The 23,936-nt window shown below is 35.9% G+C and carries 25 protein-coding genes; all 25 read right to left on the reverse strand.

Annotated features, from left to right (window positions below; translation table 11 throughout):
• Positions 1 to 171 precede the first annotated feature (171 nt).
• Entirely contained in the window at positions 172 to 960 is a 789-nt protein-coding gene (locus ACTBZY_RS19690) for a glucose 1-dehydrogenase (RefSeq protein WP_463048084.1), read from the reverse strand.
• 26 nt (positions 961 to 986) lie between these two features.
• A complete protein-coding gene (locus ACTBZY_RS19695) occupies positions 987 to 2,018 on the reverse strand; it encodes an MlaD family protein (protein ID WP_463048085.1) in 1,032 nt (343 codons plus the stop codon).
• 11 nt (positions 2,019 to 2,029) lie between these two features.
• The gene (locus ACTBZY_RS19700) at positions 2,030 to 2,794 is read right to left on the reverse strand and encodes an ABC transporter ATP-binding protein (RefSeq protein WP_463048086.1); all 765 of its coding nucleotides are present in this window, start codon (positions 2,792 to 2,794) and stop codon (positions 2,030 to 2,032) included.
• A complete protein-coding gene (locus ACTBZY_RS19705; RefSeq protein ID WP_463048087.1) occupies positions 2,791 to 3,582 on the reverse strand; it encodes an MlaE family ABC transporter permease in 792 nt (263 codons plus the stop codon). The genes ACTBZY_RS19700 and ACTBZY_RS19705 overlap by 4 nt, the downstream gene beginning before the upstream one ends.
• Positions 3,583 to 3,756: 174 nt before the next feature.
• Positions 3,757 to 4,611: a DUF547 domain-containing protein gene (locus ACTBZY_RS19710; protein WP_463048088.1), complete on the reverse strand. Its 855-nt coding sequence runs from the start codon at positions 4,609 to 4,611 to the stop codon at positions 3,757 to 3,759.
• A gap of 1,109 nt (positions 4,612 to 5,720) precedes the next feature.
• Positions 5,721 to 6,452, reverse strand: a complete 732-nt coding sequence (locus tag ACTBZY_RS19715; RefSeq protein ID WP_463048089.1) for a hypothetical protein — start codon at positions 6,450 to 6,452, stop codon at positions 5,721 to 5,723.
• Positions 6,453 to 6,552: 100 nt separating this feature from the next.
• Positions 6,553 to 7,137 carry a Crp/Fnr family transcriptional regulator gene (locus ACTBZY_RS19720; RefSeq protein WP_463048090.1) on the reverse strand — a complete coding sequence of 195 codons (585 nt, stop codon included), beginning with the start codon at positions 7,135 to 7,137 and terminating at the stop codon, positions 6,553 to 6,555.
• A gap of 183 nt (positions 7,138 to 7,320) precedes the next feature.
• Complete coding sequence (locus ACTBZY_RS19725; RefSeq protein WP_463048091.1) at positions 7,321 to 7,971, reverse strand: class I SAM-dependent methyltransferase; 651 nt, start codon at positions 7,969 to 7,971, stop codon at positions 7,321 to 7,323.
• Between the two features lie 569 nt (positions 7,972 to 8,540).
• Entirely contained in the window at positions 8,541 to 9,611 is a 1,071-nt protein-coding gene (locus ACTBZY_RS19730; RefSeq protein ID WP_463048092.1) for a hypothetical protein, read from the reverse strand.
• A gap of 224 nt (positions 9,612 to 9,835) precedes the next feature.
• Complete coding sequence (locus tag ACTBZY_RS19735; RefSeq protein WP_463048093.1) at positions 9,836 to 11,416, reverse strand: serine hydrolase domain-containing protein; 1,581 nt, start codon at positions 11,414 to 11,416, stop codon at positions 9,836 to 9,838.
• Positions 11,417 to 11,496: 80 nt separating this feature from the next.
• On the reverse strand, positions 11,497 to 12,180 hold the full coding sequence (locus tag ACTBZY_RS19740; protein WP_463048094.1) for a molybdopterin-dependent oxidoreductase: 684 nt from the start codon (positions 12,178 to 12,180) through the stop codon (positions 11,497 to 11,499).
• A gap of 257 nt (positions 12,181 to 12,437) precedes the next feature.
• On the reverse strand, positions 12,438 to 13,742 hold the full coding sequence (locus ACTBZY_RS19745; protein ID WP_463048095.1) for a YHYH protein: 1,305 nt from the start codon (positions 13,740 to 13,742) through the stop codon (positions 12,438 to 12,440).
• Positions 13,742 to 14,344 carry a YbhB/YbcL family Raf kinase inhibitor-like protein gene (locus ACTBZY_RS19750; RefSeq protein ID WP_463048096.1) on the reverse strand — a complete coding sequence of 201 codons (603 nt, stop codon included), beginning with the start codon at positions 14,342 to 14,344 and terminating at the stop codon, positions 13,742 to 13,744. Before ACTBZY_RS19750 ends, ACTBZY_RS19745 begins: the two co-directional genes overlap by 1 nt.
• 39 nt (positions 14,345 to 14,383) lie before the next feature.
• Positions 14,384 to 15,394, reverse strand: a complete 1,011-nt coding sequence (locus ACTBZY_RS19755) for a hypothetical protein (protein WP_463048097.1) — start codon at positions 15,392 to 15,394, stop codon at positions 14,384 to 14,386.
• A gap of 262 nt (positions 15,395 to 15,656) precedes the next feature.
• The gene (locus ACTBZY_RS19760; protein WP_463048098.1) at positions 15,657 to 15,962 is read right to left on the reverse strand and encodes an integrase core domain-containing protein; all 306 of its coding nucleotides are present in this window, start codon (positions 15,960 to 15,962) and stop codon (positions 15,657 to 15,659) included.
• Positions 15,934 to 16,185, reverse strand: a complete 252-nt coding sequence (locus ACTBZY_RS19765; protein ID WP_463048099.1) for a DDE-type integrase/transposase/recombinase — start codon at positions 16,183 to 16,185, stop codon at positions 15,934 to 15,936. The genes ACTBZY_RS19760 and ACTBZY_RS19765 overlap by 29 nt, the downstream gene beginning before the upstream one ends.
• Entirely contained in the window at positions 16,178 to 16,441 is a 264-nt protein-coding gene (locus ACTBZY_RS19770) for an IS3 family transposase (protein ID WP_463048100.1), read from the reverse strand. Before ACTBZY_RS19770 ends, ACTBZY_RS19765 begins: the two co-directional genes overlap by 8 nt.
• A gap of 528 nt (positions 16,442 to 16,969) precedes the next feature.
• A complete protein-coding gene (locus ACTBZY_RS19775) occupies positions 16,970 to 17,818 on the reverse strand; it encodes a phytanoyl-CoA dioxygenase family protein (RefSeq protein ID WP_463048101.1) in 849 nt (282 codons plus the stop codon).
• 290 nt (positions 17,819 to 18,108) lie between these two features.
• Entirely contained in the window at positions 18,109 to 18,846 is a 738-nt protein-coding gene (locus ACTBZY_RS19780) for a GNAT family N-acetyltransferase (protein WP_463048102.1), read from the reverse strand.
• On the reverse strand, positions 18,843 to 19,292 hold the full coding sequence (locus ACTBZY_RS19785) for a DMT family transporter (protein ID WP_463048103.1): 450 nt from the start codon (positions 19,290 to 19,292) through the stop codon (positions 18,843 to 18,845). The genes ACTBZY_RS19780 and ACTBZY_RS19785 overlap by 4 nt, the downstream gene beginning before the upstream one ends.
• Before the next feature lie 53 nt (positions 19,293 to 19,345).
• Positions 19,346 to 19,945 carry a Crp/Fnr family transcriptional regulator gene (locus ACTBZY_RS19790; RefSeq protein WP_463048104.1) on the reverse strand — a complete coding sequence of 200 codons (600 nt, stop codon included), beginning with the start codon at positions 19,943 to 19,945 and terminating at the stop codon, positions 19,346 to 19,348.
• 124 nt (positions 19,946 to 20,069) lie between these two features.
• On the reverse strand, positions 20,070 to 20,975 hold the full coding sequence (locus ACTBZY_RS19795) for a mechanosensitive ion channel family protein (protein WP_463048105.1): 906 nt from the start codon (positions 20,973 to 20,975) through the stop codon (positions 20,070 to 20,072).
• A gap of 48 nt (positions 20,976 to 21,023) precedes the next feature.
• Entirely contained in the window at positions 21,024 to 21,527 is a 504-nt protein-coding gene (locus ACTBZY_RS19800) for a class I SAM-dependent methyltransferase (protein WP_463048106.1), read from the reverse strand.
• 167 nt (positions 21,528 to 21,694) lie between these two features.
• Positions 21,695 to 22,171 carry a Dps family protein gene (locus ACTBZY_RS19805; RefSeq protein ID WP_463048107.1) on the reverse strand — a complete coding sequence of 159 codons (477 nt, stop codon included), beginning with the start codon at positions 22,169 to 22,171 and terminating at the stop codon, positions 21,695 to 21,697.
• 504 nt (positions 22,172 to 22,675) lie between these two features.
• Positions 22,676 to 23,936: GAF domain-containing sensor histidine kinase (locus ACTBZY_RS19810; RefSeq protein ID WP_463048108.1), on the reverse strand; the 1,261-nt coding region annotated here is incomplete at its 5' end.

A 23,936-nucleotide genomic window follows, 5' to 3' on the forward strand; every position in this document is an offset into this window, starting at 1 on the left:
CCCTAGGTTTTCTAGGATTTACCATAGCAGCTCTAAATACAAAAAGTAGAAAAAAGGATATAAAGAAAAATAGTAGCGAAGCAGAAGTGCTCACTGGATACTGCTTTATATAAATCTTAAAGTGAGCGAATCAAAAAAACGTGCAGGCCTTTTGGTATGCACGTTTTTAAGTTATCCGTTATCGCTAAACTCTGGGTAAAGGGTCATGCCGCCATCTACATACAGGGTCTCCCCTACCACATAATCACTTTCTACACTGGCTAGCCATACTGCCGCTTTAGCCACATCAATAGGCTGTCCTATTCTTTTATAAGGTATCAGTTTATTTAATTCTTTCAGATTGGCTGGAGAAGACCACGCCGCCTGATTAATACTGGTTTTGATGGCACCCGGCGAAATGGCGTTTACCCTAATGCCTTCAGGTGCTAATTCTTGAGCCACAGATTTCATGAGCATTGATACGCCACCTTTAGAAGCCGCATAATTGACATGACCTGCCCATGGTATCACATCATGAACGGAGCTCATACAGATAATATTTCCGCGAGCCTCACCCATTTTATGTTCTTGTTTCATAAACTGTTTGGCAGCCAAATTCATGACAATAAACTGACCCGTAAGATTGACATCTATTACTTTTTGCCATTGTTTCAAGTCCATTTTTAAGAACGGAGCATCTACTTGTAAACCAGCATTGGCTACTACAATATCCACTCTGCCAAATTTCTGCACTGTCTGCTCAAAAAGTACTTTCATCTGTTCTTCATCAGACACATCTGCCTTGATGGCTAACCCGTCTGTGAGCAGCTTAATTTCTGCCAAAACCTCCAATGCCTCTTCTTCAGAAGAACGATAATTTACGATGACATTGGCACCTTTCCTTGCCATTTCTAATGCAATCGCCTTTCCAATTCCACTGCTACTACCGGTAACAATGGCCGTTTTGTTTTTGAGTGTCATCTTATTACGATTTAAAAATCAAGAAATTATTTCTGAACCTCCAATTTGGCCTCTTGAGCCTCCTCTTTTGCTTTGGCTTGCTTTCTAAAATACCTTCTAAAGAATATGCTATGCTTTAAAGCTTCTAAGTTTTCGTCTAATTTTTCTGAACCCGATGCCACATTATCCAGCGTAGTTTTTAAGTTGTCGCCCGAAGCTTTATCATTTAAAAGCACACCTAAAGTACTGTTCTTATTGTTCGTAATATTATTGGTGATTTGATTAACGTCCTTTCTAACGTCTGTCACTAATAAATTAGCCTCAGAAAGCGTAGACTTCAGGGCATCAGTACCTGTCATAAGATTATCGGTAGACTTCTCCAATGCTGGCATTATGGTGGTATTATGTGTCAGCTGATATGGTAATGCATTAGGATTGCTTAAATCTCCTGAAAATTTATTAAGGTTTTTAGCAAAACCCTGGGCGTCTGTAGCCATGGCCTGCAGTTTAGCCACCGTTTGGTTTACACTATTATAAAGCTGGTCATCTTTTAAGAGCTTTCCTATGGAACCCTGCCCCTCAGAAATACCACTCATAATTCCTTTTAAATCTTCTGTGATGGCAAGAATATTCTTATTGTTTTCTTGAAGGGTTTTAATCATGTCTTGCTGCGAATCTTCCTTGCTCACTTTAAACCTATGTCCACTTTCTATCATCCCAGATTTAACATCTCCTGCACTAATCACCAAAATAGGATTTCCAATTAAACCGTCTGTGCTAATTTTAACGTCGGCGTCTTTATAAATATACTTTTGAGATTTCTCTTCAATCTCAAAAGTAACCTCCACTCCTTTTCCAGGAATAAACTCTAGGTCTGCCACAGTCCCTACTTTTACACCAGAAAACCACACATTGTTTCCTTTGTTTAGTCCGGCCACGTCTTCAAAGACCGCTACCGCAGGTATTGTCTGGACAAAAATCTTTCTCATATTACTTATCAGCAATACCACTCCAGCAAAAATTATCAAGCCTATCAGCATAAAAAGGCCCACTTTAGCATTTCTCTTAGTCGTCTCCATTTTTCTTTTTTTTATAGGATTACTTCGTTCCTGATGAAATTGTAATCGTAAAATTGTTTAATTTCTTCTTCTGCGTTTGTATTAAAAATATCTTCAAAATTTCCAGTTCGATCAAATCTACCATCCAATAATACCGCTACCGTATCTGCCGTCTGTTTGGCACAGGTAAGATCATGGGTAATAATGATAGAGCTCGATTTATATTCTCTTTTGACCTGATTCATAAGGTCGTTAATTTCTACACAAGTAATGGGGTCTAGTCCCGCCGTAGGTTCATCATAAAGAATGACCTCAGGGTTCATCACAATGGTTCTTGCTATGCCAATTCTCTTCTTTTGACCTCCAGAAAGCTCCGCTGGCATTTGATCTTTGGTTTGCTCCAAACCTACCGCCTCCAGTACCCTATCTACCCTTTTATTGATTTCGGCCTGAGTTATTCTTTTCAGGGCATATTTCAATGGAAACTCAATATTTTCTTTGATGCTCATACTGTCATACAAAGCGGAACTTTGAAAACAGAAACCAATTTTCAATCGCAGTTCCAGAAGCTCTTCTTTTGTAATTCTGGTCATGTCATAACCCAATACATTCACTTTTCCGGCATCGGGTTTTATTAAACCCGCAATAATTTTAATCAATACAGATTTACCAGAACCAGATTTACCCAATACCACCAAATTCTCCCCATTGACCAGAGATAGGTCAGCATTTTCTAGCACCTTCAAACTCCCGAATGCCTTATATAACCCGCTTATCGATATTACTTCGTTTTTCATCTTATCGAGTTTGTTACTTGAACTACAAATATTTCTATAATAAAAATCAAGAAAATAGACCTAACTACCGCGGTATTGGCCGCTTTCCCTACCCCTAATGTGCCTTTTTCAGCATTAAAACCACTGTAACAACTCACCATACCTATGGTAAAACCAAAAAGGATGGCTTTAATTAAAGCAGAGGTAATATCCAAGAAAACGATACTATCAAAAGCCGCTAACAAATAGGCTGTAAAGTTAGTCTGCTCATTCATATTCACATTGATAAAGGAACCCAAAAGAGCCACAGCAGCGGTATAAAACGACAAAATAGGAATGGTGATGGTGGTAGCTAAAACCCGAGTAACCACCAAAAAACTAAATGGATTTACGGCGGAAACCTCCATGGCGTCTATTTGCTCTGTCACTTTCATACTACCAAGCTCTGCTCCAATATTAGAACCCACCTTACCAGCGGCAATGATGGAAGTAACCAAGGGAGCCAATGCTCTTACAATAGCAATGGCTACCAAACTAGGCAGCCAAGATGTAGCACCAAACTCCTGAAGCGAGGGTCTAGACTGCTGGGTAAAAACCAAGCCCGTCACAAAACCCGTTAAGCTAATCAATGGTAAAGATTTTAAACCCACCTGATAGCATTGGTTCATAAATTCCGACCAAACCAAATTACCAGAACCCAGCTCTTTAAAAAATCTAAAAACGAAATCCAACCCGCTTTTAAATTCTGAAAGTCGTTTGTCTAGTTTCTCTGTTAAGAAGATTTCTTTCTGCGGTTTAGGTTTGCTCATTATTGTTTTTGCGTCTTAGAATACATATACACATACAAGGATAATTAAAAGTTCGTACCGTGCCATAAAGTGTAGAGATAAATCTACATGCAAAGATACGAGGAAGTTACTAAAAAAGCCGCCTATGGAAATTCCATAGACGGCTTGCTTAAACTAAAACGCGAAAAAGTTAATCTAGAATTTTCCGTTCAATTTCCAGCTGTAGTCGGCATACTTAAAGTCTTTCATTTTCTTATCTATCTTATCATCAGAATACTTATTAATCCATTCCGTAATGGACATCTCTCTTTCGAAATCTTTTTTATACCACTTAAACAAAGGACTTATGGTTACCTCATTAGCGTTAATTTTATTTTTGGCCTCATTATTAAAGAAATATGTCGCTTCCTCGTCTAGTTGCTTATCCAATTTCTTGGCAGTATAAGCCTCATTTCTAAGTCTAGGACACGATTCTGCAGCACAAACCAGTGCAAAATGATATCGTGGATCTTTTTTAAAGTCCTTTCTTAATATACCGTGTTCAATGTTATTTAGATCATATTTGTCTCCTTCTATCTCAATAAATTTGATATCCCAAGGTGTATTTATAAAGGGCACCTGATTTTTGGGTCCAATATCTTTAATACTGGTAATGCCTTTATCGGCATTATCCAAAATCAATTTTACGGTGAAAGCGTTATATGCATTTATCCAATAAGCCATTTTTTCGTCGTCCGACCAGTTTTTTGCGGGAGCGTTTGCCGAAATATCAGCCAAATACCCGTCTAGTTTTTCTTTGTCTTTCATCATGCCTTTATAGTCTACCTCGCCGCTTTTGCTTACATGATCTTTCAACAGCTTATCCCATGCAGAGCTGTCGGAGACTTTACCGTCTTCTTTTTCTTTTCTGTTTACATTTTTAGATTCCTCTGTTCCTGCAGCCTCAGAAGTAGCTGCGGCCTCTACTGTATTGGTCTCTTCCGCTTTGTTGGTACTTTGGCATGACACTGCACCTGCTGCAATTAATAAGGTTATAAGTAACTTTTTCATTTCTTAGCTTTGATATAGATTTAAAATGCACTGTAGCATTCATTCTACAAGCTTAAATTCCTATTCCTGTGGAAAAGCCTCCACGATTTCTCATGATTCAGCAGTGAAACACATATCTAAAAACAGAACTAACTGATTTGAAACGTCTTACAAAAACGCCATTAAGCATGGTTTCTACGGAGTAATTGTTTAACCCGGTTTAGGCATTGGAGAATCGTAATGAGTTTTAAAGTGGAATAAATCAGACATTTAAAAGATATTATCATAGCGGTTTACCCTGAGTTTTTTGTCGAAGGGTTCTGGTGATTGAGTTTAAATGGGTTTACAAACTGATTAGAAGCAATTTAGCTTCAGTCCCGATAAAACTATCGGGAGATTTTCTAATGAATAAAACGGGTTGAATGATTGTCCTTTGATGGATATCATACTGGAATGTTCAAAGGGCGGTCAAAGAAGGCCAAAAGTCTTATCTAGCTACAGCTCAACCTAGGAGACTCGTCACCTACTCCAAAGAATTTATGCTGAGCTTTGCAAAGTGCCGAAGTTTGACTGGCTTTGCCAAAGACTGCCAACTTCGCTGCATTAGAGCCTAATTGTTAGCAGCATGCCTTTTTATTTTTCGCTGCTCTCATAAAAGTATTCACCAAATTCCGTAATTCTTATTTCTGTTGAGTCATTCACTTGATGTTTAAACTCTTCCAAAGGTTTATTGCCCCCCTTCATTGTCAAACAGCTTAAATCCTTCGTAAGCGTCTGCTCGAAAAACGTCAAGTTTTAAAGACTTATACCCATTAATTAAGTTTTTGGTGGATAGCATACTTTTTAAAGTCATAGTATTGCATATCGTTTTTACTTCAATTCTTCATTAGGATTTTTTTCAGGAAGAAGTGCTTTTATTTCATATCCTGCTTCTTCAATCGGATTAACTATAAAAGGTTCTGGTCGGCATTGATTCAAGAAGACAGAATAACAATGATAAACAATTATTCATCAATCACTTGTAAGACGGTATAATGATAAGTCAAGGTTAAAACAATTACAATTCCTGCTGTTTTGAAATGCTTTTTTTTTGCAGAAGCCCAATACTATAAGATTCCTTGTTTATAATTTCATGTCATCATTTTAGCTTTTAAGTCTTCTGCTCTTTGTCGCCCTGCTTTATAATGTGGGTCTAATGCTATTGCTTTGTCAAGATAAATCAATGATTGGGCTTTATTTTTACCACTTTGCCATTGATTTGCCCAAGCCCAAAACACAAAACTCATAATTTTACAATTGGCAAACTCACTGTTTACAAGCTGTTTGTCAATAATAGATTGCATATCAATTTTGGCAAATTTCCTTTTTGAAAAGAAAAACCAAGGTAAATTTTCTGCAACGCTTCCTCTTAAAAATTCTGGGGAATAACTCACATCACCATACTTTTGAATACTCTCATCAAAAAGTTTAAAAGCACGGCCCAATAAACCCAACTTCATCGTTTCTCCACCAAGCAAAGAAAGTGCTGATGCTCTATAAGATGTAATAAATGGCAATAACTCAATTGTTACATTTGGGTCAAGGTACAATTCACTCAAAATATCATAACTTTTTTTTGAGTATCCCTTGAAACTCGTTTTCGCCAAGAACCCAAGATTTAGAGCAGTTTCGTGGTAGATAATCCCAAGACGAACTTTGTTTATTTCTGTTGGTTCTTTTTGAAATTGTTCTTTAACCTCTTTGAGTTTTACTTTCAATGCCACCGTGTCAATAATTTCCATAACATCGTCTAATTGATGTTCATGGGTTTGGACTTTTGAAAAGTCCAATTGCTGTGCTTTTAAGCCATTTGTGATTGTCATTGCTGTAATAATTAAAGTGAATAATTTGCATTTCATTTTTAACCTGTTCAGATGAGATACAAAAGTGCTATGACAAGGCTTCTACAGACGATGACTTAAGTTAAGATTTTTGTTTGCTATGAATTCTCTTTTGAATTCTGCTTAAACTCTCTGGACTCACACCCAAAAAGTTAGCTATATATTTTTGTGGAACTCTTTGAAACAGGTCTGGCTGCTTCAGTAATAAATTCTTAAACCTTTCTTCTGGTTTATCAGATGATAATGACATTGCAATTTCTGTTGCTCTCTGGGCGACTTGTTCTGCCATCAGGCGGCCAAACGTCTCATATCTAGTGCATTCATGGTAAAGTTTGTGAAGGTTTTCTTTTCGAATCATAAAAACTGTTGTGTCTTCCATAGCCTGCAAGTTCATTATGCAAGAAGTATGCTGTGTAAAGCTCTGAAAATCAGTTACCCAAGAATTTTCAAAAGAGATATCACAGGTCTTTTCCATTCCTTCTTTAATATGAAAATGTCTGATAGTGCCTCTGGCTATAAAACCAATGAAATTGCAAACTTTTCCGTACTGAAGTAAAAAGTCTTTTTTCTTAAGCATATTGAGTTCGAAATACTTGTCTATAAGACTTAGTTCATTGTCAGTCAGAGGTACAAAAGTGTTACAATATATTTTTAGTTTGTTGAACATTTTGTTAAGATATAATTTACTGCTTAGGGTTGTCTATTACAATGACTGCTAATGCTTAGTATAGGAAAAGTAGGCGTTTTCGAAGCACTAAATTTTCGAATAAGCACAAAGTTTGATACGAGTAAAGTGCAGCGATTTATGACTATTACACCTATTTCTCAGATAAACGGTTACCCGCTGGTTTTATTCTTTTTTAGTTCCTGAAGCAACAAACACATCTCCTTTTTTAAAAGTATTGTTGAGTTTGAAATTTATTACTTTATTCTCCAAATATTGATACAAAGGTCGATTGATTTCTCCTTTCCCAATCCACTTAATAAAACTGCCTCTCAGACTAGGTTTGTCAATATACCAGTCCATTATTACTATTTTCCCATTTGGTTTTAGCAATGAAATAAGGTTATCAATTACCTTTTCCCATTCAGGAAATCCGGAAAGTCCTAAATCACATAGAATGGAATCAAATTTTAAATCTTGTTTGATATTTATACTAATCCATTCCGTATTAATTTTGGTAGCGTCCGCGGTAAAAAGCTGAATGTTTTCCCATTTGTTTTTGTCGATTTTATTCTGTGCTCTTTCAAGCATACCATCAGATAAATCTATTCCAATGATTGTTCCCGTGTTTGAAAGATAATGTTGGTAATACTCGAAGTTTTGTCCAGTTCCACACGGAATATTCAAGACATTTTGATTCTTGTCCAAATTCAGTTCTTTTATAGCTAAGTCTCTCGGTTTGCTGTAATAAGATTTGGAAGAAATCAAATCGTATATTTTTGCAATTCTGTCATAATATCTTGTCACTTTTTCCTGCTTTTGTTTAGTGTCATTCATTATTTTTGGTTTGCAGGTATTGTTGATTATAAGAGTAGTAGCCAATTTTATGACACTTTCCAGTTAAGTTACACAAAAGTTGAATCTGGCTACAACCCTTGAATTTACTACGTTTCGGCTATTTTTTTATACATTTTTTAGCTGTGTTTTTTTCAAGTGCTTCAAATATCATTAAATCCACTTCTTGTTTGTAGGCTTTTTACTCAAGTCGTTTAAGGCGTTAAATTCTTCTCTTGACATCATTTTTTTACAGATGGGCACTTGGAAATTCAAAAACTACCATCGCATTTATTACTCATTTCCTGTTCTATAGTTTTCATAGTTTCATTCCACTGCCACCAAACTGTTTGAATAAACCCACAATTTGAGTTAAATAGGGTTGAAAACTTTCCTTATCATCAATATTTGAAATAGCATTGGATATTAAAAATGATTAGTCATCTGTCAATTTTGTTTTTAAAACCAGGAATTGCAATTAGTTTTTGCATTGGGTGCGACGGTTAGCACAAGTAGAGGCTGACTAAAGGAAAGCTTAAGTATGTACATTATTTGCTGTCGTGTTTCTCATTTTAGATTAATATTGACCATATGAATATAAGCATTGAAATGAGTGAATATATTGAATAGAAAATAAATTTTGGACTAGTAGTTTCCTTATCATATTTTCGATTGTACTTATAGATTCTAACAGAGCCAAAATAACAAAAAGATAAAATCAGAACTCCATATAAAGCGTTTAGGACTGATTTAGTTTTATTCGCTAGGTATAAATAAGTGTTTGCAAGGATCAGTCGAATATTTAAAATCAGTCTACTTAATTTATAAGATTGCGACTCCGTTGATTTAATCAGCCAATTCAATGGATACGATTCAGGGGAAAAGCCAGCTCTTCTACCAAAAAATGAATTTTGAAATTGCCGAAGATATATTTGTCTAAAATCTTCATCAAAATTATGGCACAAGAATAAAAACATATCCCTTTTAACTTTAGAGTGATTCGTTCCAATAGATGTGGTGTCGCAACTAAATTCTATACCTTCCTTGTAGTATCGTTCATAATCCTGTAACAATTGAGATTTCTGAGTAAGCTTAACAATGTTTTCATATTTTATTGCAAACTCTTCTTTTGAATTTTCTTTGTTCGAAATCAATGAGTGTAATGGAAAATCGTAAAATTGAAGGTTCTCATACAATTTGCTCAGCTCATTACTGTTATAGATTGTTGGTGCGGTATTTAGTAATAATAATGAAATTAACATCGTTGATAAAAGTATCATTATTGGTTTATTCCCAATAGAAGTAAAGAACCTTCTTTTTTTAATTTCAGTTTTCTTTTGAACTTTATCTACAATCCTACTACAAATAGATAGAATAGTAAAAAATCCAGAAAACATGATGATGTATAAAACGATTAAGACAAACTTGGAATAATCTAAATAAAGGAGAATAGAGAGAATTGTTAACAGAATCATAGAAGTTGTAATGAACAGTAAGACTTTATTATAAGTACTATTCTGCTTTATTAGAATTTCATTGTCAATTCCTATTCTATTAAACAATTTCTTTGCTATCGGTGTCTTTGGGGATATCAATGCAAATACTCCGGCAAAAGCACTTAATCCTGATAATAGTTCGAGCATATTAATTCAATTTGTTTACTATCGTGGAGCTAACCATTGGATATAGTTAACGCTGTAATGCAAATAACCGTTTTTAACGGATATAAACGATTACAGCTATAAATTGATTATTCGGTCAGACGAGTAACATAGAGCGTGCTTAAAATACAGATGTAAAACCCTCTAAAAGGTAGTCAAATACCGCCAAACGCTATACTTAACAACTCATCATATGCTCCAAAGAATCATTTTGTTTCACTCGCCTGAAATGAAATATCCAATTGCTGCACTTTTGGGTATATTTCTGGTGTAAGTGTAAAGAAGATATTTATAACTCCATTTTCTGCTTGCACCTTGAAACGCCCTCTTAGTTGATTATTGGGTTCTACCTCGTTTGTGGTTTGAATAGCTCCAGCCTTATTCAATATCTCTTGTGTTTCAGAAATACGAAACGCACGTGATTTATCCATATAAAAGTTTTCGGCTAAAAGATTCGTTTCAAGTTCCGGATTCCAATTCTGGATCAATTCTATGATCTGCTCTTGCCTTTCTATTAAAATATCGGATACAGGCAGCTGTCTGGGCATTAATCCAATTTTTTCAAACAACAATTCTCCAATTTTTTTTCTAGGATAAGCAGCGGTATAAGTAAGATTACAGAAAGCCATAATACCAATCCCATATTCAGGATAAAATCGATAATCGCTACCAAAGCCAGGAAGTGCTCCACCGTGACCCACCTGTTTTAAACCATTACAAAAAGTGGTAATGCCTAGTCCAAAGCCATATCCAGAAATTACGGCACAAGGTTCGCCACTAAAGTCAGTATCTTTCGCATTCAGCTCCGCATATTGTGGTGTTTGCATTTCCCGAAGAGTACTCCTTTTAACCGGTCCGGTTTCTTTATCATTTCTTGGAGGCCAGGCAGAAAGATGAAAACTTATATATTTACTAAAATCATCTATTGAAGTTATCAATCCACCCATGGCACCATAGGCTCCATCATGAAGCATTGGTTCTAACTTCCATTGTTTCTCTTCCCTGCGGTATCCCATTACCAATTGCTCTTTATCCACACTATCATATTCCCAATAAGTGTGCTCCATGCCTAATGGCTCTAAGATATTGGTCTTAATATATTCTTGGAATGGAACACCTGAAACCCTTGACACAATACTACCTAAGAGGGCGTATCCTGTGTTACTATACTCATATTTATAAGAGGAAGAATTAGAAAAGGATACGCCTTCTTCCATAAGATCAATCAACATTTTATCTGATTCATTTAATTGACGATCACCCCATGGATTGTCTTCTGGAAATCCAGCAGTCATTGTTAAGAGGTTTCCAATGGTAATAATAGGGGTATCTTTAGTTAGGTATTTGAGCTTAGCCATTTCAGGAATATATTGGCTGGCAGGATTACTCAAATCCAATTTCCCCTCATCTCTAAGTTTCATAATAGCCATGGCTGTAAAACTTTTAGTCATAGATGCAATTCGAAAAGCTAATAATGGCGTAGCAAGTGTTTTTTTCTCCAGGTTTATAAACCCTGTGGCAGATGACAATACTAACTCGTTGTCAACAACAATACCGTAAGCAATACCAGGTATATTATTTGCCTTGGCATGTTCTTCTATTAACTTATTTAACTCAGGAGCAATCTGCTTAATCTTTTCTATTCGATCATCTTGCGTAAAAACTGGTGCTTTATAGGATGATAAATAAGCGTGAGACGAACTATTTGGTTTTTTATTGTTTGTTAGTTTTGCATTGCAAGAGAAAAGGATTGTTGCTAAACAAAAACAGGCATATAAGTTCTTCATTAATAGTATTTTAATTAGTATATCACGATTCTTTAAACCCAGTATCTATAACCTCCAACACGTGGATGATTTACATATTGTTAGTTTTTATTTTTCAATGTGGCTCTATATTCGGCAGTTGACTTTTCAAAGTCTCTAATTGTACCTTTTACTCTAAACTTATATAGCCATCGGAAAATAATGCCAAGTCCTTTGCTCGCTCTTTCTTCATTAGCAACCCTTCCTCTCGGGTGATCCATAAAGCTTAGGATACCCTGTTTCACAGTTTGCTTTTCAGCATAAAATTCTATGCGTTTTATGTGTTTTAGATTTTTGTAGCCATAATGGTCTGGAGCAACAATCCTGATTGGTGCTCCATGCTCCAAACTGAGTGGTTGATCATCAAGTTTATCAGCAAGCAAGACATTTTGTTGCATCAAATCCCTTAGTGGCAAACTAGTTTTATATCCATCTTGAGCCTTAAGCACCACGAAAGTTATTTCTTTTGACACTTTAGGTAAGATCAATGCTGCGTAAAAATCATTGAACCTATACCCACTCCAGTTGAGATTCAACTTACTCCAAGTTGTTACACAATGAAAATCTGAAACCTGATTTGTTCTTGGGAGCAAAATCAATTCTTCAGATATCTCAAATTCCTCCAAATCGCCTCCAATCGAAAACCTTATTTTATCTACTTCTTTAGGGAAACGATTGGCATATGTTGGAAGTCCGAATCTCGGGAAGATATCTGATGCTCTCTGGCCTGGTGGTAAGGTTTTCATAAGTGAAATTGTTCTTACAATTAATCTAAATATTCTTTCAATATATCCAAAAAAAAATCAAGTATACTTCCGCCAGTCCATATGCCCCTTAGAGTGGTGTCTGTCATTTTTTCTTACTCGAAGTTAACGGCTTCATTTTAAAAGTCGCGGAGTTTTCACACTAATTTTATGGATTACGACCAGATTCTTACTAGCTGACTATATTTGAATTAAGCACTAAAACGCTATTTTTCATGTGCCTTATTGGGAGGTAGTTTTTATTCCCTCTTATATGTCGAATTTGTCGTTGTTCCGTCTGGGTTTATAAATTCGAAATTATAATTTCCTTTGTTATCCCAACCATAATTTATCGTATAAATAGTCGATTCAACCTCATATTTCAAGCTGTATTCTTTAGGTTTCGGATTCTTAAAATCAATAATTTTAGCACCACGTAGCGGTCTTAAATCAGGTCGAACTCCTCTAGTTTTTGCTTGTGGCATAATTTCATTTTCTGGTGCTTTAGTTCTTGGATTGAATTCAACTTTCCCTTTCATAGCTGCTATGAGATAGGGATATTCTTTAACTGCGTGATATTGATATGAACTGTCTGTAGTAAAACGTCCAAGATTTTCGTCTAATGGCTCTTTAGTTTCTCCGTAAACAGGAAAACCATCTAAAGCATACGCTATCGGTTTGTCATTACCTACTTTAGACTGTAAGTGCGTAGGAGGTAAATGATAATGATAATCATCAGCTCTTCCACAATGTCCGCCCCATTTGTCTAATTCTCCAATGGCGTTTGCATCTTCGCCACGATTGTTTAAAGGGTTAAAAATTGGTATTCCATTCGCAGAAATAGCAATGGCTCCTTTCATAAAATTATCTTTTGTCGATAGCGGGTTTACAGCTAATTCAGGTTGCAAAGGAATTGCCCAAGCATTATTACCTGAATAATCGTGATTAATAGGAACTTGTTGTTGCCAATTGGTTATGCCTGTCATCATTTCGTGTTCAGGTATTCCGTTTGATTCTATGTAGAAATATTTATTATCGAAGCGTGTAGTCACTTTGTCAAAAACGCCAAAAATAGATTTTAAATATGAAACGTCATTTTTTGCCATTGGGATACCTTTTGATGAAGGATTGGTTTTACAACCCATAATAACAAAAGCAAATCCGATTAAACTTAAAGCAAAAATTTCAGAGTCGTTCTTTTTCCTAAACTTGAAGAATGAAAACATTATCAAGGCAATACCAAAATAAATTAGAATTTTAGCATAGTTTATTGAAAATAATTGAGGCTTTGTTTGTGAAGTGTTTTTGTTACTAATCCAATTTGCCTTATTTAAAATATACTGTTGCTCTTTACTTGTAAAGTCTGAAATATTGAAGATGACAACTTTGTGCTTATCATTCATTAGATACACGCTTTCGTCAATTTTTTCAATGAATTCAGCTTTTAAGTTCATTTCACTATTTGTAAAATGCCAAACTTTCGTTGTTGAACCGTGCCCGCCTTCGTGAGCAGAAACTTGAAAGGATAAAAACAGAACTGTTAATAGGAATACTATCTTTTTCATTAATTAGAATCTATAAAAGTTAAAGTTGTTATGTCAATTATGTTATCATCAGAAATGGCTTTCATAAATGTGTTTAAATCAACAGCAAGAGAATTAGATTCAGGAAGTGACTTTGGTGTTTCTGACAATGCAAATAGAGCAATAGTATACTTATGTTCCCCGTGTCCGCGAGAACAAGGTGAGGTATAAGAAATGGCTGTTCCATCTTTATTAGATCCCATATACCAGCTAGGGTTGTTAGCCATTTTATAGGGAATTTCAGACACAGAAGGGTTGATACCCCATAGAATAAAATATGAATTTATTTCTGATTTATCATCCTTCTTTGGGTAGTGATACATCACAATAGCTAAAGATTTTGTGCCTTCAGGTACATTAGACCAAGATAGTGGGATAGAATTTTCTACACCAGCTACTTTTTCTTCACACTTAAAAGCTTTTAATAATTTCCCATCAGCTACAGCCTTACTATTCAATTTAAAATCAGGATGGATGGTTTTAAAATCATCATATTTATAAGAAGAAACTTCTTTGTTATAAGTACAAGAATTCCCTAAAAACAAAGTCATCATTGCGATAATAAATACTAGACTTTTTCTCATTTCGTGGTTGCTAATTTATGTTGCTAGATAAATGAATCATTATTTAACGGTATAGCGTACTAAAACTTCATTATCTAAGACCACATTGGTAGACCATATAAATTCGGCATCATTTTTAGAATCGTCAAAAATAGAAGTGAAGTTGGTGTACGAAGGCTTATTATCAACACCGATGGTTTGGTTTGTAAAGGTGCCTGCATTTGGCCAATTAGAATCATCAAAATCAGTCTTCATCCAATCAGTGGGAGTTTCCCAATGCAAAGCATAGAACGAAGTTCCATCTTGACCTCCATTGATATCGCAATTTTTTGAATATCTATAATTACCATCTTCAGATACACAATTTAAGTCCTTAATGGGTGCTGTGTAAAAAGTCTGTGCTTTCCAGTTTTCATTAGTTGTTGCGATAATATTGTTTTGCTCATCTTTAATAACAGCCACCATTCCGCCATCTCCTGCGTGAAAAGCTTTACCTCTATTGGCTTCACAACCCACACCAAGGTGCTCTTCCCAATCCACCAACTTCATGGCTATGGCAAATGGTTTTTTGGCTTTAAATTTTACTATGCTAGAATTAAACTCCGTAAATGGAACTTTATCTTTTCCAACTGGAACGCCGTTCACATACATTTCAAAGTAGTTATCGGCAAAAATAAAGGCTGTAAAAATCTCGCCTTCTTCGTCAATTTCTATAATTTTGGAATCATCAAAATTGGATAGGGCCTCTTTTGCTGTTCTATAATTCTTCCCTTCACAGGAATTAAATAAATCTCCTGAAAATGGAAAGCCAATGTTTGTATAATTTGTTTGAGCAGGCACAGTCCATTTTTTACCATCGGTAGAAGTGATCGCTCCAACATCAGTCTTTCTTCCACGCTCACAAGAATAAATATCTTCCGTTTTCGTGGTAGCTATCCCTTGGGTAACACTTGCTGTTCCATTATATTCTATGGTTTCAGAACCAGTTGTAAGTTCTTGTGATTTCGATTTATTTTTGGCACATCCTACGATTAGCAGTGTCATTATTAGCAACTTAAGTAAGTTTTTCATTATCTGTATGTCTTGTTTTTATATGCCGACCAACAATTTGAAACTACGCAAAGTGCGGGCTACAAAGGTTAATTTTTCGAAGATAAGAATAAGCCTTCCGATAGTAACGGATAAGCTTTTGAGTTAAGTTTTATTAACATATAAGTGATAACTATATGTAGATTCGTGTAAGTGCGAATGGGTATTATATTTCAATAATTAAATCTTGACTGAAACCATTGTATGATCATCACCCAATCTTTAGGACAGTAAACTAATATAATTAAGATAAAACTATTGTTGTTGTTTTAGAGTCCTTATTTTTCTTTTTTGCTAATAAGTTTGATTGTAAATTCATAAGTGCCTTGTTGTCAACATACTCCATATTGTTTAAGTAGAATTCAATCGGAGTTTTATAAGCAAGGCTTGAATGATGCCTTTTATTATTATAATATCGAAAATAGTCCAACATCTGTAGGCTTAAATCAACACCATCTTTAGGCGGATTAAGATACACCTTTTCATATTTTGTGCTCCTCCATAGTCTTTCTATGAATGCGTTATTTATGGCTCTTCCTTTGCCATCCATGCTCAACATTAGCTTTTGGCCTAATACATTCTGTAAATTGTTTAGAAGTATATTGGCTACCCTGATCTGTATTGATGATTTCTGACTTTCCATGCAAGGTAAGTGCTTCTTGTAGAACATCTACACACCATTCAGCGTCCATGGTATTGTTCACACTCCAATTCACCACATATCTGCTGTACAAGTCTATTATGGCTGTTAAATACATGAAACCTTTAGCCATAGGGATGTAAGTGATATCGGGTTGCCCATACCTGTTTAACTCGCTCTATCTTTAGGTTACGAAGCAAATATGGATAGGGCTTATGCTCAGGATTACGTTTTGTGGTGTGCTTACCAGGGGCAACAGCTCTCAGACCCATAATTCCGTAAAAGAGCCTCTCTATTCGCTTGATATTCACTTTATATCCTAAGCCTCTAAGCCAGGCATGCATCATTGGAGCACCTTTATAAGGGTGACTCAGGTAATGTTCATCCATTATCCCATCAACTCTAAATTCAACGTTGATTCGCCTTTGGGTTTGTAATAAAACCCTGATCTGGACACTTTCAGTAAGGCAGTCTGTTTTTGTATACTGAGCTTAGGGTGATGCCTGCTTATCAAACTTCTACGCTCAGCAACGCTTTTTAACGCAAGGCTTTCGTTAAAAAATCATTGGCCACTTTCAACTCACCTATCGTTTTAAGCAGATTTTCTTTTTCAATTTCTGGCTTACTTCTTTTATCCTTCTTGGAGGATTCGAAAACGGTTTCAGCGTTGTTAAGAAACTCTCGTTTCCATGTGCTAATTTACTGTGGGCTCAGTTCAAACCTCTGAGCCAATTCGGCCAACGTCTGACGCTCCTTAAGAGCTTCCATCACGACTTTTAATTTGAATTGGGGGGGATCATCAATGCCAAAATCTCCCCAACCATGAGGTTTGAAATTGAGCGAATGTTTTCTTGAAATTTGCCCACAGCCAAAACCTTATGGATTCGTATCTTTATTTATATCCTACCAAAACGTCCTTACTCTTCCGACTTGAAAAGCCTAAATTCTAGGGCCACTCTAGTTTTATCCATTTCATCATTAACTGCTAAGCCATGAATTAAATGAGAAGAGAAAATTAAAACTTCACCATATTTCACTTTAGACCTAGCCAGAGCATTGTCGCCATTCCAAGTCTTTATCATACGTACCCTATACTTATTCCCCTCTATTTTACCGCCCTCAAAAGTTCTTTCAACCAGATTCTCATTGATAAGATGGCTTTGGGGTGCTAAAGGTAAATTTGATTTTTCTGTCACACCGGCAATCGGGATCCAAAAATTAATAAATTGAGGTATATAGTTGCTATTATCCACACCCTCGTAAATGTCTTTATGCGGTGGGTTATAGTCTTTAGACATTGGTCTATTTATACGTACTATGATATGTAATTTATCCCCGGTCTTAGGGTCTATATCTGTTAAGTTGAAGTTCAGTATTTTAACTAAACGTGGTAATATCTCTTCCACCGGAAAATTAAAATCGGCAGAAAACAAATCTCTTGTTCTAGTAACTACCTTAAAATGTTCCGCATCGGTTTTAACATAGTGGTGGTAGTTTTCTAAGTTAAAGCCATCTAAGTTCACAGAACATTCTTGACTTATTATACTGCCGATGCTTCTTATGAGTCCTTCTTTTAGTGATTCAAACTCCTTTTCATTAAGAAAATTTACTTCAGAAAAACCTTCCTTATACCATTTTTGGTTAAAGGCAACGTCCATGGTTTCTGTTGAAAGCACTTCGTTTTGACCGAAATTGAATTCTGGTGCATTCTCAATAGAGAAACTCTTTTCAACACCGTCAATTTTAAAAATGGTATAGTTGTCCATGGTTTGTTAATTATTAAAGCTAATACTTTTATTATTTTCTGTTGATGTACTGATTTAATCCGAATAATGGGTTGACTTCAAAATCTGTGCATATGCAAATAACCGCTTTTAACTCATAAGAACCACTATAATCAAGAAATTGATCCTTGACCAAAAAAATTAAATCTTATGCTATAACGACCAGATTAACTCCCTATTGAATGGGTCCTTATTTCATATCATGCTAATCTTAGCTTTTTAACCCGAACTATAATATTAGAAAACCTTATGATGGCTATCAGGACTAATTTCTACCCTAAATAATTGGAATCTAAGGCGTAATTCTTTATCAAAAATTGTTCTTCAAATCCTAATTTAATATACAAATCTCTTCCCATGGCAGAGGCTTGAAGTGTTGCATATTCACTTTTCTTTTCTATCGATATGTTTAATAGCACTTTCATGAGTTCATCGGCAAGTCCCTTACGTCTTCCTTCTGGAATAATGCCGATCGAATGAAAGCCTGTAATATTTCCCGTCTGATAGGTGATGGCCGTGCCAATGGCACCGCCTTGATAATAAACCACATAATAGTTGATATTTTCATGCGTATTGATGAGAATATCAGGATGAATTTCGTAACCAAAAGATGCCGTGAATAACTTGCTCCAAAGTATGGCGTCATCTTCAGTAACAATCAATTTGATGTCGATATTCCCTTGTATTTCAAATGGTTTATACATTTCAAGACACATCCCTATTTGCTCAAAGTGTTTTACAAATCCATTTTGTTCTAAAAACCGACTTGAATTGTTTCCATAAATATCCCAATAAGGTATGACAAGGTTTGGATAAGAAGAAATCACCTGGATTTTGGCCTTCAAGACAGCGTCCTCATCTAAATCGGCATGAAACCATAACCTATTGGGCCATTTCCTGTTTTCCATGGTAGCATAGTTAAACGCGGCAGAGGATGTCAGGCTATTATTGTACCTACTGGCTTTTTCCCATAAAGAAGTCAAATTTTTAATATTTTGATTTATTTTCATTTCCAATTGATTAAAAATATTCCGAATATCATGGCCATTATACCTGCCATTCTTTTGTAGGTAATAGGCTCTATCGGCAAATGAAACCATCCATAATGCCCTGCAATAACCGCAAACACGAGCTGTCCGCACAAGCCAAAAGAAATCATAGTAGACACCCCTAATTTGGGAATAATGTAGTAGTAAATGCTAATGCCCAGTACGCTAAAAAAGCCTCCCGTAAACCATAAATAAAACGGAATCTCTTTTAATTGCCCGATGGGCGGAAACGTTTTAACGCTAAACGCAACCATTAGCATAGCAAAAATACTGCTACTAAAAAAGGCAACTACAGATGCCAAAAATGGATTTTTAAGCACGACGCCTAGATGTGCATTTAAGCCACCTTGGATAGCTAAAAAAACACCACCAAGAAGAGCTAACGCGGATAATGTGAATTGATTCATCACGCAAAGTTGGTGCGTTGATTCCTCCTGTGCATTTACATATGTTGATTTAGTTATTTTTTTAAAGCTTTTCTAACCCTGCTTAACTGGGTGGGTGTAATTCCAAGATGGGACGCTATATGGTGCTGAGCAATGCGTTTCTCTAAATCAGGATGCTTTTTCAGTAGTTTTAAGTACCTCTCGCTGGCGTTTTCCATCACCAACGAAATTTCCTTTTGCTCCTTTTCTATGATCCAATTTCGCTCGATATAGGAAATGTAAAAGTCTTTTAAATCTTCATTTTCCTCAATTAACTTCTTGTAGGCTTCAAAATTGAAATTTATAATGATGGCATCTTCTAAAGCTTCGATAGAAAAGTACGAAGGGGCACAAAGAAGAAGGGAGACTTTGGAAGCAGGAAAGCTATTTTCGAGGAAAATGTTTTTGGTGTAAACATTCCCTTGGTCGTCGGTATAGAAGGTTCGGAAAACACCTTTACATACAAAATGTACTTGTTTCGCTGTTTGCCCAGCTCTCAATACAAGTTCTCCTTTTTTCACGCATTGAAAGTGTACAATTGAGGCTATAAGCGACCATGATTTTTCAGATATTTTGGATAACTTATTAAAGGCTGCTTTTAGCTCTAAAAGGTATTTTTCTTTTTCAATTTCCATGTTATTTCGATGTAAAACCCGAACGCTGACCCGTTGTGTATTTAAAAGTAATGAGCTTCTGCCAAAAAAGCTTCAAACCCTTGAACTAACGTTATCCAAATTAAGCCTAATTTCAGGATGGGTATTATTCCTTTTTAACATTAATAACCGGAACGCTAACAATCTCAAAAGTGGCAGAGGCCAGCTGTACTTTGCCTTCTGTTTTTTGAATGGCTTTGCCAATCAATTCATTTAGTATGTTCTTAGTGTATCTCCTTTTTTTATAGTCTACAATATATCGAAGGTTGAACTGAACCCAGTTATCGGTCATGGTAATGGCTAAGGTAGGATCTACTACAGCATTTTCAATATAATATTTATTAACCACTTGGCTCCATTCCGAAATGGATTGTGAAACATATTCAGATAGCGTTTCTGAGGCAATTTGAACCACAATAGTCTTTGCCAATTCTATATCTGAGCCATATCTTATCGGCAGATTAAATTCATCCCAAACGAATGGAAAATCCTTGGAATAGTTATAGACCGGGCCTTTAAACACAAATGCATTGCTCAGTTTTACGATTCTTCCGCTGTAATTATCGCTAGAGACCCATTCTCCAATTTCCATCATAGTAGTATAAATACTATCAATGTCAATCACATCTCCTTTAATATTATTAATTTCTATCCGGTCTCCAGGCTTGTAAACACCAACAAAGAAAATATAAAAGGAGCCCGCTATACTTAAAATTAATTCTTGTAAGGTTATGGTAATTCCTGCGGTAAGAAAGCCAATGGCTAATCCAAAGTCTTTAATGTTTCCAGTAAAAAATGATATGGTGATGATAACAAGAATTAGGTAACCGAAAATCTCTATCGCTTTTTGAGATTTATAACGAACGGCCGTATCGGGTAGCTTTTTTCTTAAAAGCTGTCTTAAAAAGGCAATGGCTAGTAATATAAAAACAGCCCAAACCAGGTATTTAGCAATGCCGGTAGAAACCGGATGGGCAAGCATCCATCGACTTATATTTTCAAATATCTCCATGGTATTTTACATGATACATCCGTCTAGTCTAGTATTGCAAATTACGGTTTAATCATGACGTTTGAAGGAGCAGAACAAAAAGTTTTGAGTTGTGTTAAAGGGGGTCCTATGGTCTTCGGTTACGCATTTAATTTTCTTAAAACCTTTTTGAAGCTCAGACGTTAAAGTATTTTCATCATATTGCTTGATGTCTAATCCGCTGCATTTTTTGGGTCCATCCTTACTGAATGTTCCTATTGTTACAAAGCCATTTTCTTTTACTGCTTGTCTGGCCGTTGAAATATATTTCACCACCTTCTCCTCAGTTGTTAAAAAATGAAAAGCAGCTCTGTCATGCCAAAAGTCAAACGATGTGGTAGGCTGATAGTCGATGATATCACTAACAATCCAATTTACTTTATCCGCTTTCCCGCCAAGACGTAACTTTGCTTTTGTTAAAGCTTGTTCTGAAATGTCAAGCACCGTAATATTCTCATAGCCTTCTTCCAACAAGAAGTCAACGAGTTTGCTATCGCCCCCACCGATATCAATAATATTGGCAGTTTTGTCCAAGTTTGCGTAATGAACAAAGTCGAGCGAAGTCTTTGGAACGTCCTGTGTCCAACTTACTTCGTTAGAAAGTTTTGTAGCATAAATGCTGTCCCAGTAATTTTGCTGTTCTGACAGTTTAGTTTTTTTAATTTTCCTCTAAAGCTAGAGCATTTAACACGTTTCTTAACTTATATATTGAGGAACGATGAATACATCCAAACCAATTTCTCTTGCACCCTAATATAGTCACTCATTAAGGCATTTGTACCTTCGTCCTCGGCGTCGGCAGCAATTAAAAGCAGTTCTCTTTGAAGTATTATTATGGTCTGGAACGAGCCTAAAATATCTTCAACCGCCACCATTCCGTCACTTACTTGAACACTTTCCTTTATTTGGGAAATAGACCTATAATCAGAGTAATTATGTTTAGGCGTATGACCCAGGGTTAAAATCCTTTCTGCCACCTCATCTATCTTCAAAATCAAATCATTATACAATTCTTCAAACTTAATGTGAAGTTCAAAGAACTTGTCGCCTTTTATATTCCAATGATAGCCTCTTGTATTTTGATAAAAAACAGAATAATTTGCTAGAAGCTCATTGAGCTTTTCTGCCAAATGTTTCGCCTTTTCTTGATCCAATCCGATTGCATTTTTAATACTCATTTAATACTTTAATTGATGAAATTAATTATTTCTTTATCAAAGGTAAGTTTTAAGTTTAGCGATATTTGTAACAAAGATTACATACCCGATTACTTCAAGCCTCCTAGCCTTATAAGTTCGAGAATTAAAAAAAAACCGATTTTAAACGATCCGTTATTTGGCGATTAAGCAACGTCAAAGCACCGTTGACTTTGTATCACTAGCAGGTAAATTTAATCCGCATTAGGCAATCTCCCGATTTTATCGGGACCGTACCTAAATTGCTTCAAATCAGTACGTAAACCTTTTAAACTCAATCACCATAACGTTTACCCTGAGCTAATGTCGAATGGATATGCCAATTTCCTTTAATTATCTGATTTATTGCACTTTAAAACTCATAACGATTCCCCAACGCATATTCCGGGTTTAATTATTTGTGAGATTAACTTGAAACCCAAGAACATCGTTTCAAAAACAAATTCTTCCTAAAGAAATGTAAATTTCATTAGGAAGAAACCGAAGCTAAACCGGTAAATAAATACTAAAAATCGACCCTTCACCCGTTATACTTTCAGCTTTCACCAGCCCACCGTGATTTTGGGTTATTTTTTTCACAATAGCCAATCCTATTCCAGTACCACTAAACTCTTCTTTGCTATGAAGTCTTTGAAAGAAATCAAAGATTTTTTCTTTATGACTGATATCAAAACCAATGCCATTATCAGTCATTTGTATTTTATAAAAGCTCTTCATCTCTCTTTCCTCACTAGGTGCCGCTTCTTTTGAGATGGTGGACGAAATAGTTATACGCGGAACGCCTTCGCAGTATTTAATGGCATTTTGAATCAAATTACCAAACAGCTGAATCATTTGACTCTCATCCGCCATAATAACCGGCAAACCTTCATGAGAAATAACGGCATTGCTTTCATTGATAATCTCGCTATTGACCTCATAAACCTGTTCCATGATTTCGTTAAAATCCAAGGGTTTCTTTACCAGTTCAAAGGAATTTATTTTGGCAAAATCTAGGATGTCGTTCACTAGATTATAGGCCCTATCTGCACTATTATGAATCTTGGGCAAGAACTTCTTCAGCTTCTCCTTATCGGTAGTGTCTTCTCCTAAAATGTCGGCATAAATTTTCAGTTTTCTTATGGGTTCCTTTAAATCATGGCTAGCTATATAAACCATTTGCTCCATTTCTGCATTAAGCTGGCTTAGCTTTATATTTTTGTGTTTCAGGATTTCTGTATGACGTTCTATCTCTTCTTTTAAAAGTTTCTCGTTGGCGTTAGCAGTGTCTCTAATGTCCAAATTCTTCTTTCTCAGCTCCAAAAGTTTAATCACCTGTCTAGATATTTTCCTTAAGGCTTCTTTCTGCTCTTCTGTGAGGATGTTGGGCTTGGTATCCAGCACACAGAGCGTTCCTACCGGAAAGCTGTTATCCACGTTTAAGGGCACGCCAGCGTAAAACTGTATGTTGGTGTCGCCAGTGACGAGCGGGTTGTCCAGGAAGCGGTAGTCTTGTGTGCTGTCAGGAACTACCATGAGACCGTGCTCATCCAAAATGGCGTGAGAACAAAAAGCAATATCTCTAGGAGTTTCCCTTAAATTTGTACCAACTGCAGACTTAAACCATTGTCTTTCCTTTTCAATAAAACTAATAAGAGCTACCGGCGTTCCACATACGTAACAAGCCAATTCGGCTAAATCGTCAAATTCTTTTTCTTCTTCGGAATCAATAATTTCTAACCTACTCAATGCCAGTAACCTTTCGCTT

Source organism: Arcticibacterium sp. (genome assembly GCF_055134445.1).

Bases quoted from the DNA above. Each gene is read 5' to 3' on its own strand.
- ACTBZY_RS19775 (WP_463048101.1), bottom strand. From the start codon at position 17,818: ATGGACAACTATACCATTTTTAAAATTGACGGTGTTGAAAAGAGTTTC.
- ACTBZY_RS19720 (WP_463048090.1), bottom strand. From the start codon at position 7,137: ATGTTCAACAAACTAAAAATATATTGTAACACTTTTGTACCTCTGACT.
- ACTBZY_RS19695 (WP_463048085.1), bottom strand. From the start codon at position 2,018: ATGGAGACGACTAAGAGAAATGCTAAAGTGGGCCTTTTTATGCTGATA.
- ACTBZY_RS19805 (WP_463048107.1), bottom strand. From the start codon at position 22,171: ATGAGTATTAAAAATGCAATCGGATTGGATCAAGAAAAGGCGAAACAT.
- ACTBZY_RS19790 (WP_463048104.1), bottom strand. From the start codon at position 19,945: ATGGAAATTGAAAAAGAAAAATACCTTTTAGAGCTAAAAGCAGCCTTT.
- ACTBZY_RS19770 (WP_463048100.1), bottom strand. From the start codon at position 16,441: ATGGATGAACATTACCTGAGTCACCCTTATAAAGGTGCTCCAATGATG.
- ACTBZY_RS19785 (WP_463048103.1), bottom strand. From the start codon at position 19,292: ATGAATCAATTCACATTATCCGCGTTAGCTCTTCTTGGTGGTGTTTTT.
- ACTBZY_RS19700 (WP_463048086.1), bottom strand. From the start codon at position 2,794: ATGAAAAACGAAGTAATATCGATAAGCGGGTTATATAAGGCATTCGGG.
- ACTBZY_RS19715 (WP_463048089.1), bottom strand. From the start codon at position 6,452: ATGACAATCACAAATGGCTTAAAAGCACAGCAATTGGACTTTTCAAAA.
- ACTBZY_RS19765 (WP_463048099.1), bottom strand. From the start codon at position 16,185: ATGGCTAAAGGTTTCATGTATTTAACAGCCATAATAGACTTGTACAGC.
- ACTBZY_RS19755 (WP_463048097.1), bottom strand. From the start codon at position 15,394: ATGAAAAACTTACTTAAGTTGCTAATAATGACACTGCTAATCGTAGGA.
- ACTBZY_RS19690 (WP_463048084.1), bottom strand. From the start codon at position 960: ATGACACTCAAAAACAAAACGGCCATTGTTACCGGTAGTAGCAGTGGA.
- ACTBZY_RS19735 (WP_463048093.1), bottom strand. From the start codon at position 11,416: ATGAAGAACTTATATGCCTGTTTTTGTTTAGCAACAATCCTTTTCTCT.
- ACTBZY_RS19780 (WP_463048102.1), bottom strand. From the start codon at position 18,846: ATGAAAATAAATCAAAATATTAAAAATTTGACTTCTTTATGGGAAAAA.
- ACTBZY_RS19730 (WP_463048092.1), bottom strand. From the start codon at position 9,611: ATGCTCGAACTATTATCAGGATTAAGTGCTTTTGCCGGAGTATTTGCA.
- ACTBZY_RS19745 (WP_463048095.1), bottom strand. From the start codon at position 13,742: ATGAAAAAGATAGTATTCCTATTAACAGTTCTGTTTTTATCCTTTCAA.
- ACTBZY_RS19740 (WP_463048094.1), bottom strand. From the start codon at position 12,180: ATGAAAACCTTACCACCAGGCCAGAGAGCATCAGATATCTTCCCGAGA.
- ACTBZY_RS19760 (WP_463048098.1), bottom strand. From the start codon at position 15,962: ATGGATGGCAAAGGAAGAGCCATAAATAACGCATTCATAGAAAGACTA.
- ACTBZY_RS19710 (WP_463048088.1), bottom strand. From the start codon at position 4,611: ATGAAAAAGTTACTTATAACCTTATTAATTGCAGCAGGTGCAGTGTCA.
- ACTBZY_RS19725 (WP_463048091.1), bottom strand. From the start codon at position 7,971: ATGAATGACACTAAACAAAAGCAGGAAAAAGTGACAAGATATTATGAC.
- ACTBZY_RS19795 (WP_463048105.1), bottom strand. From the start codon at position 20,975: ATGGAGATATTTGAAAATATAAGTCGATGGATGCTTGCCCATCCGGTT.
- ACTBZY_RS19705 (WP_463048087.1), bottom strand. From the start codon at position 3,582: ATGAGCAAACCTAAACCGCAGAAAGAAATCTTCTTAACAGAGAAACTA.
- ACTBZY_RS19750 (WP_463048096.1), bottom strand. From the start codon at position 14,344: ATGAGAAAAAGTCTAGTATTTATTATCGCAATGATGACTTTGTTTTTA.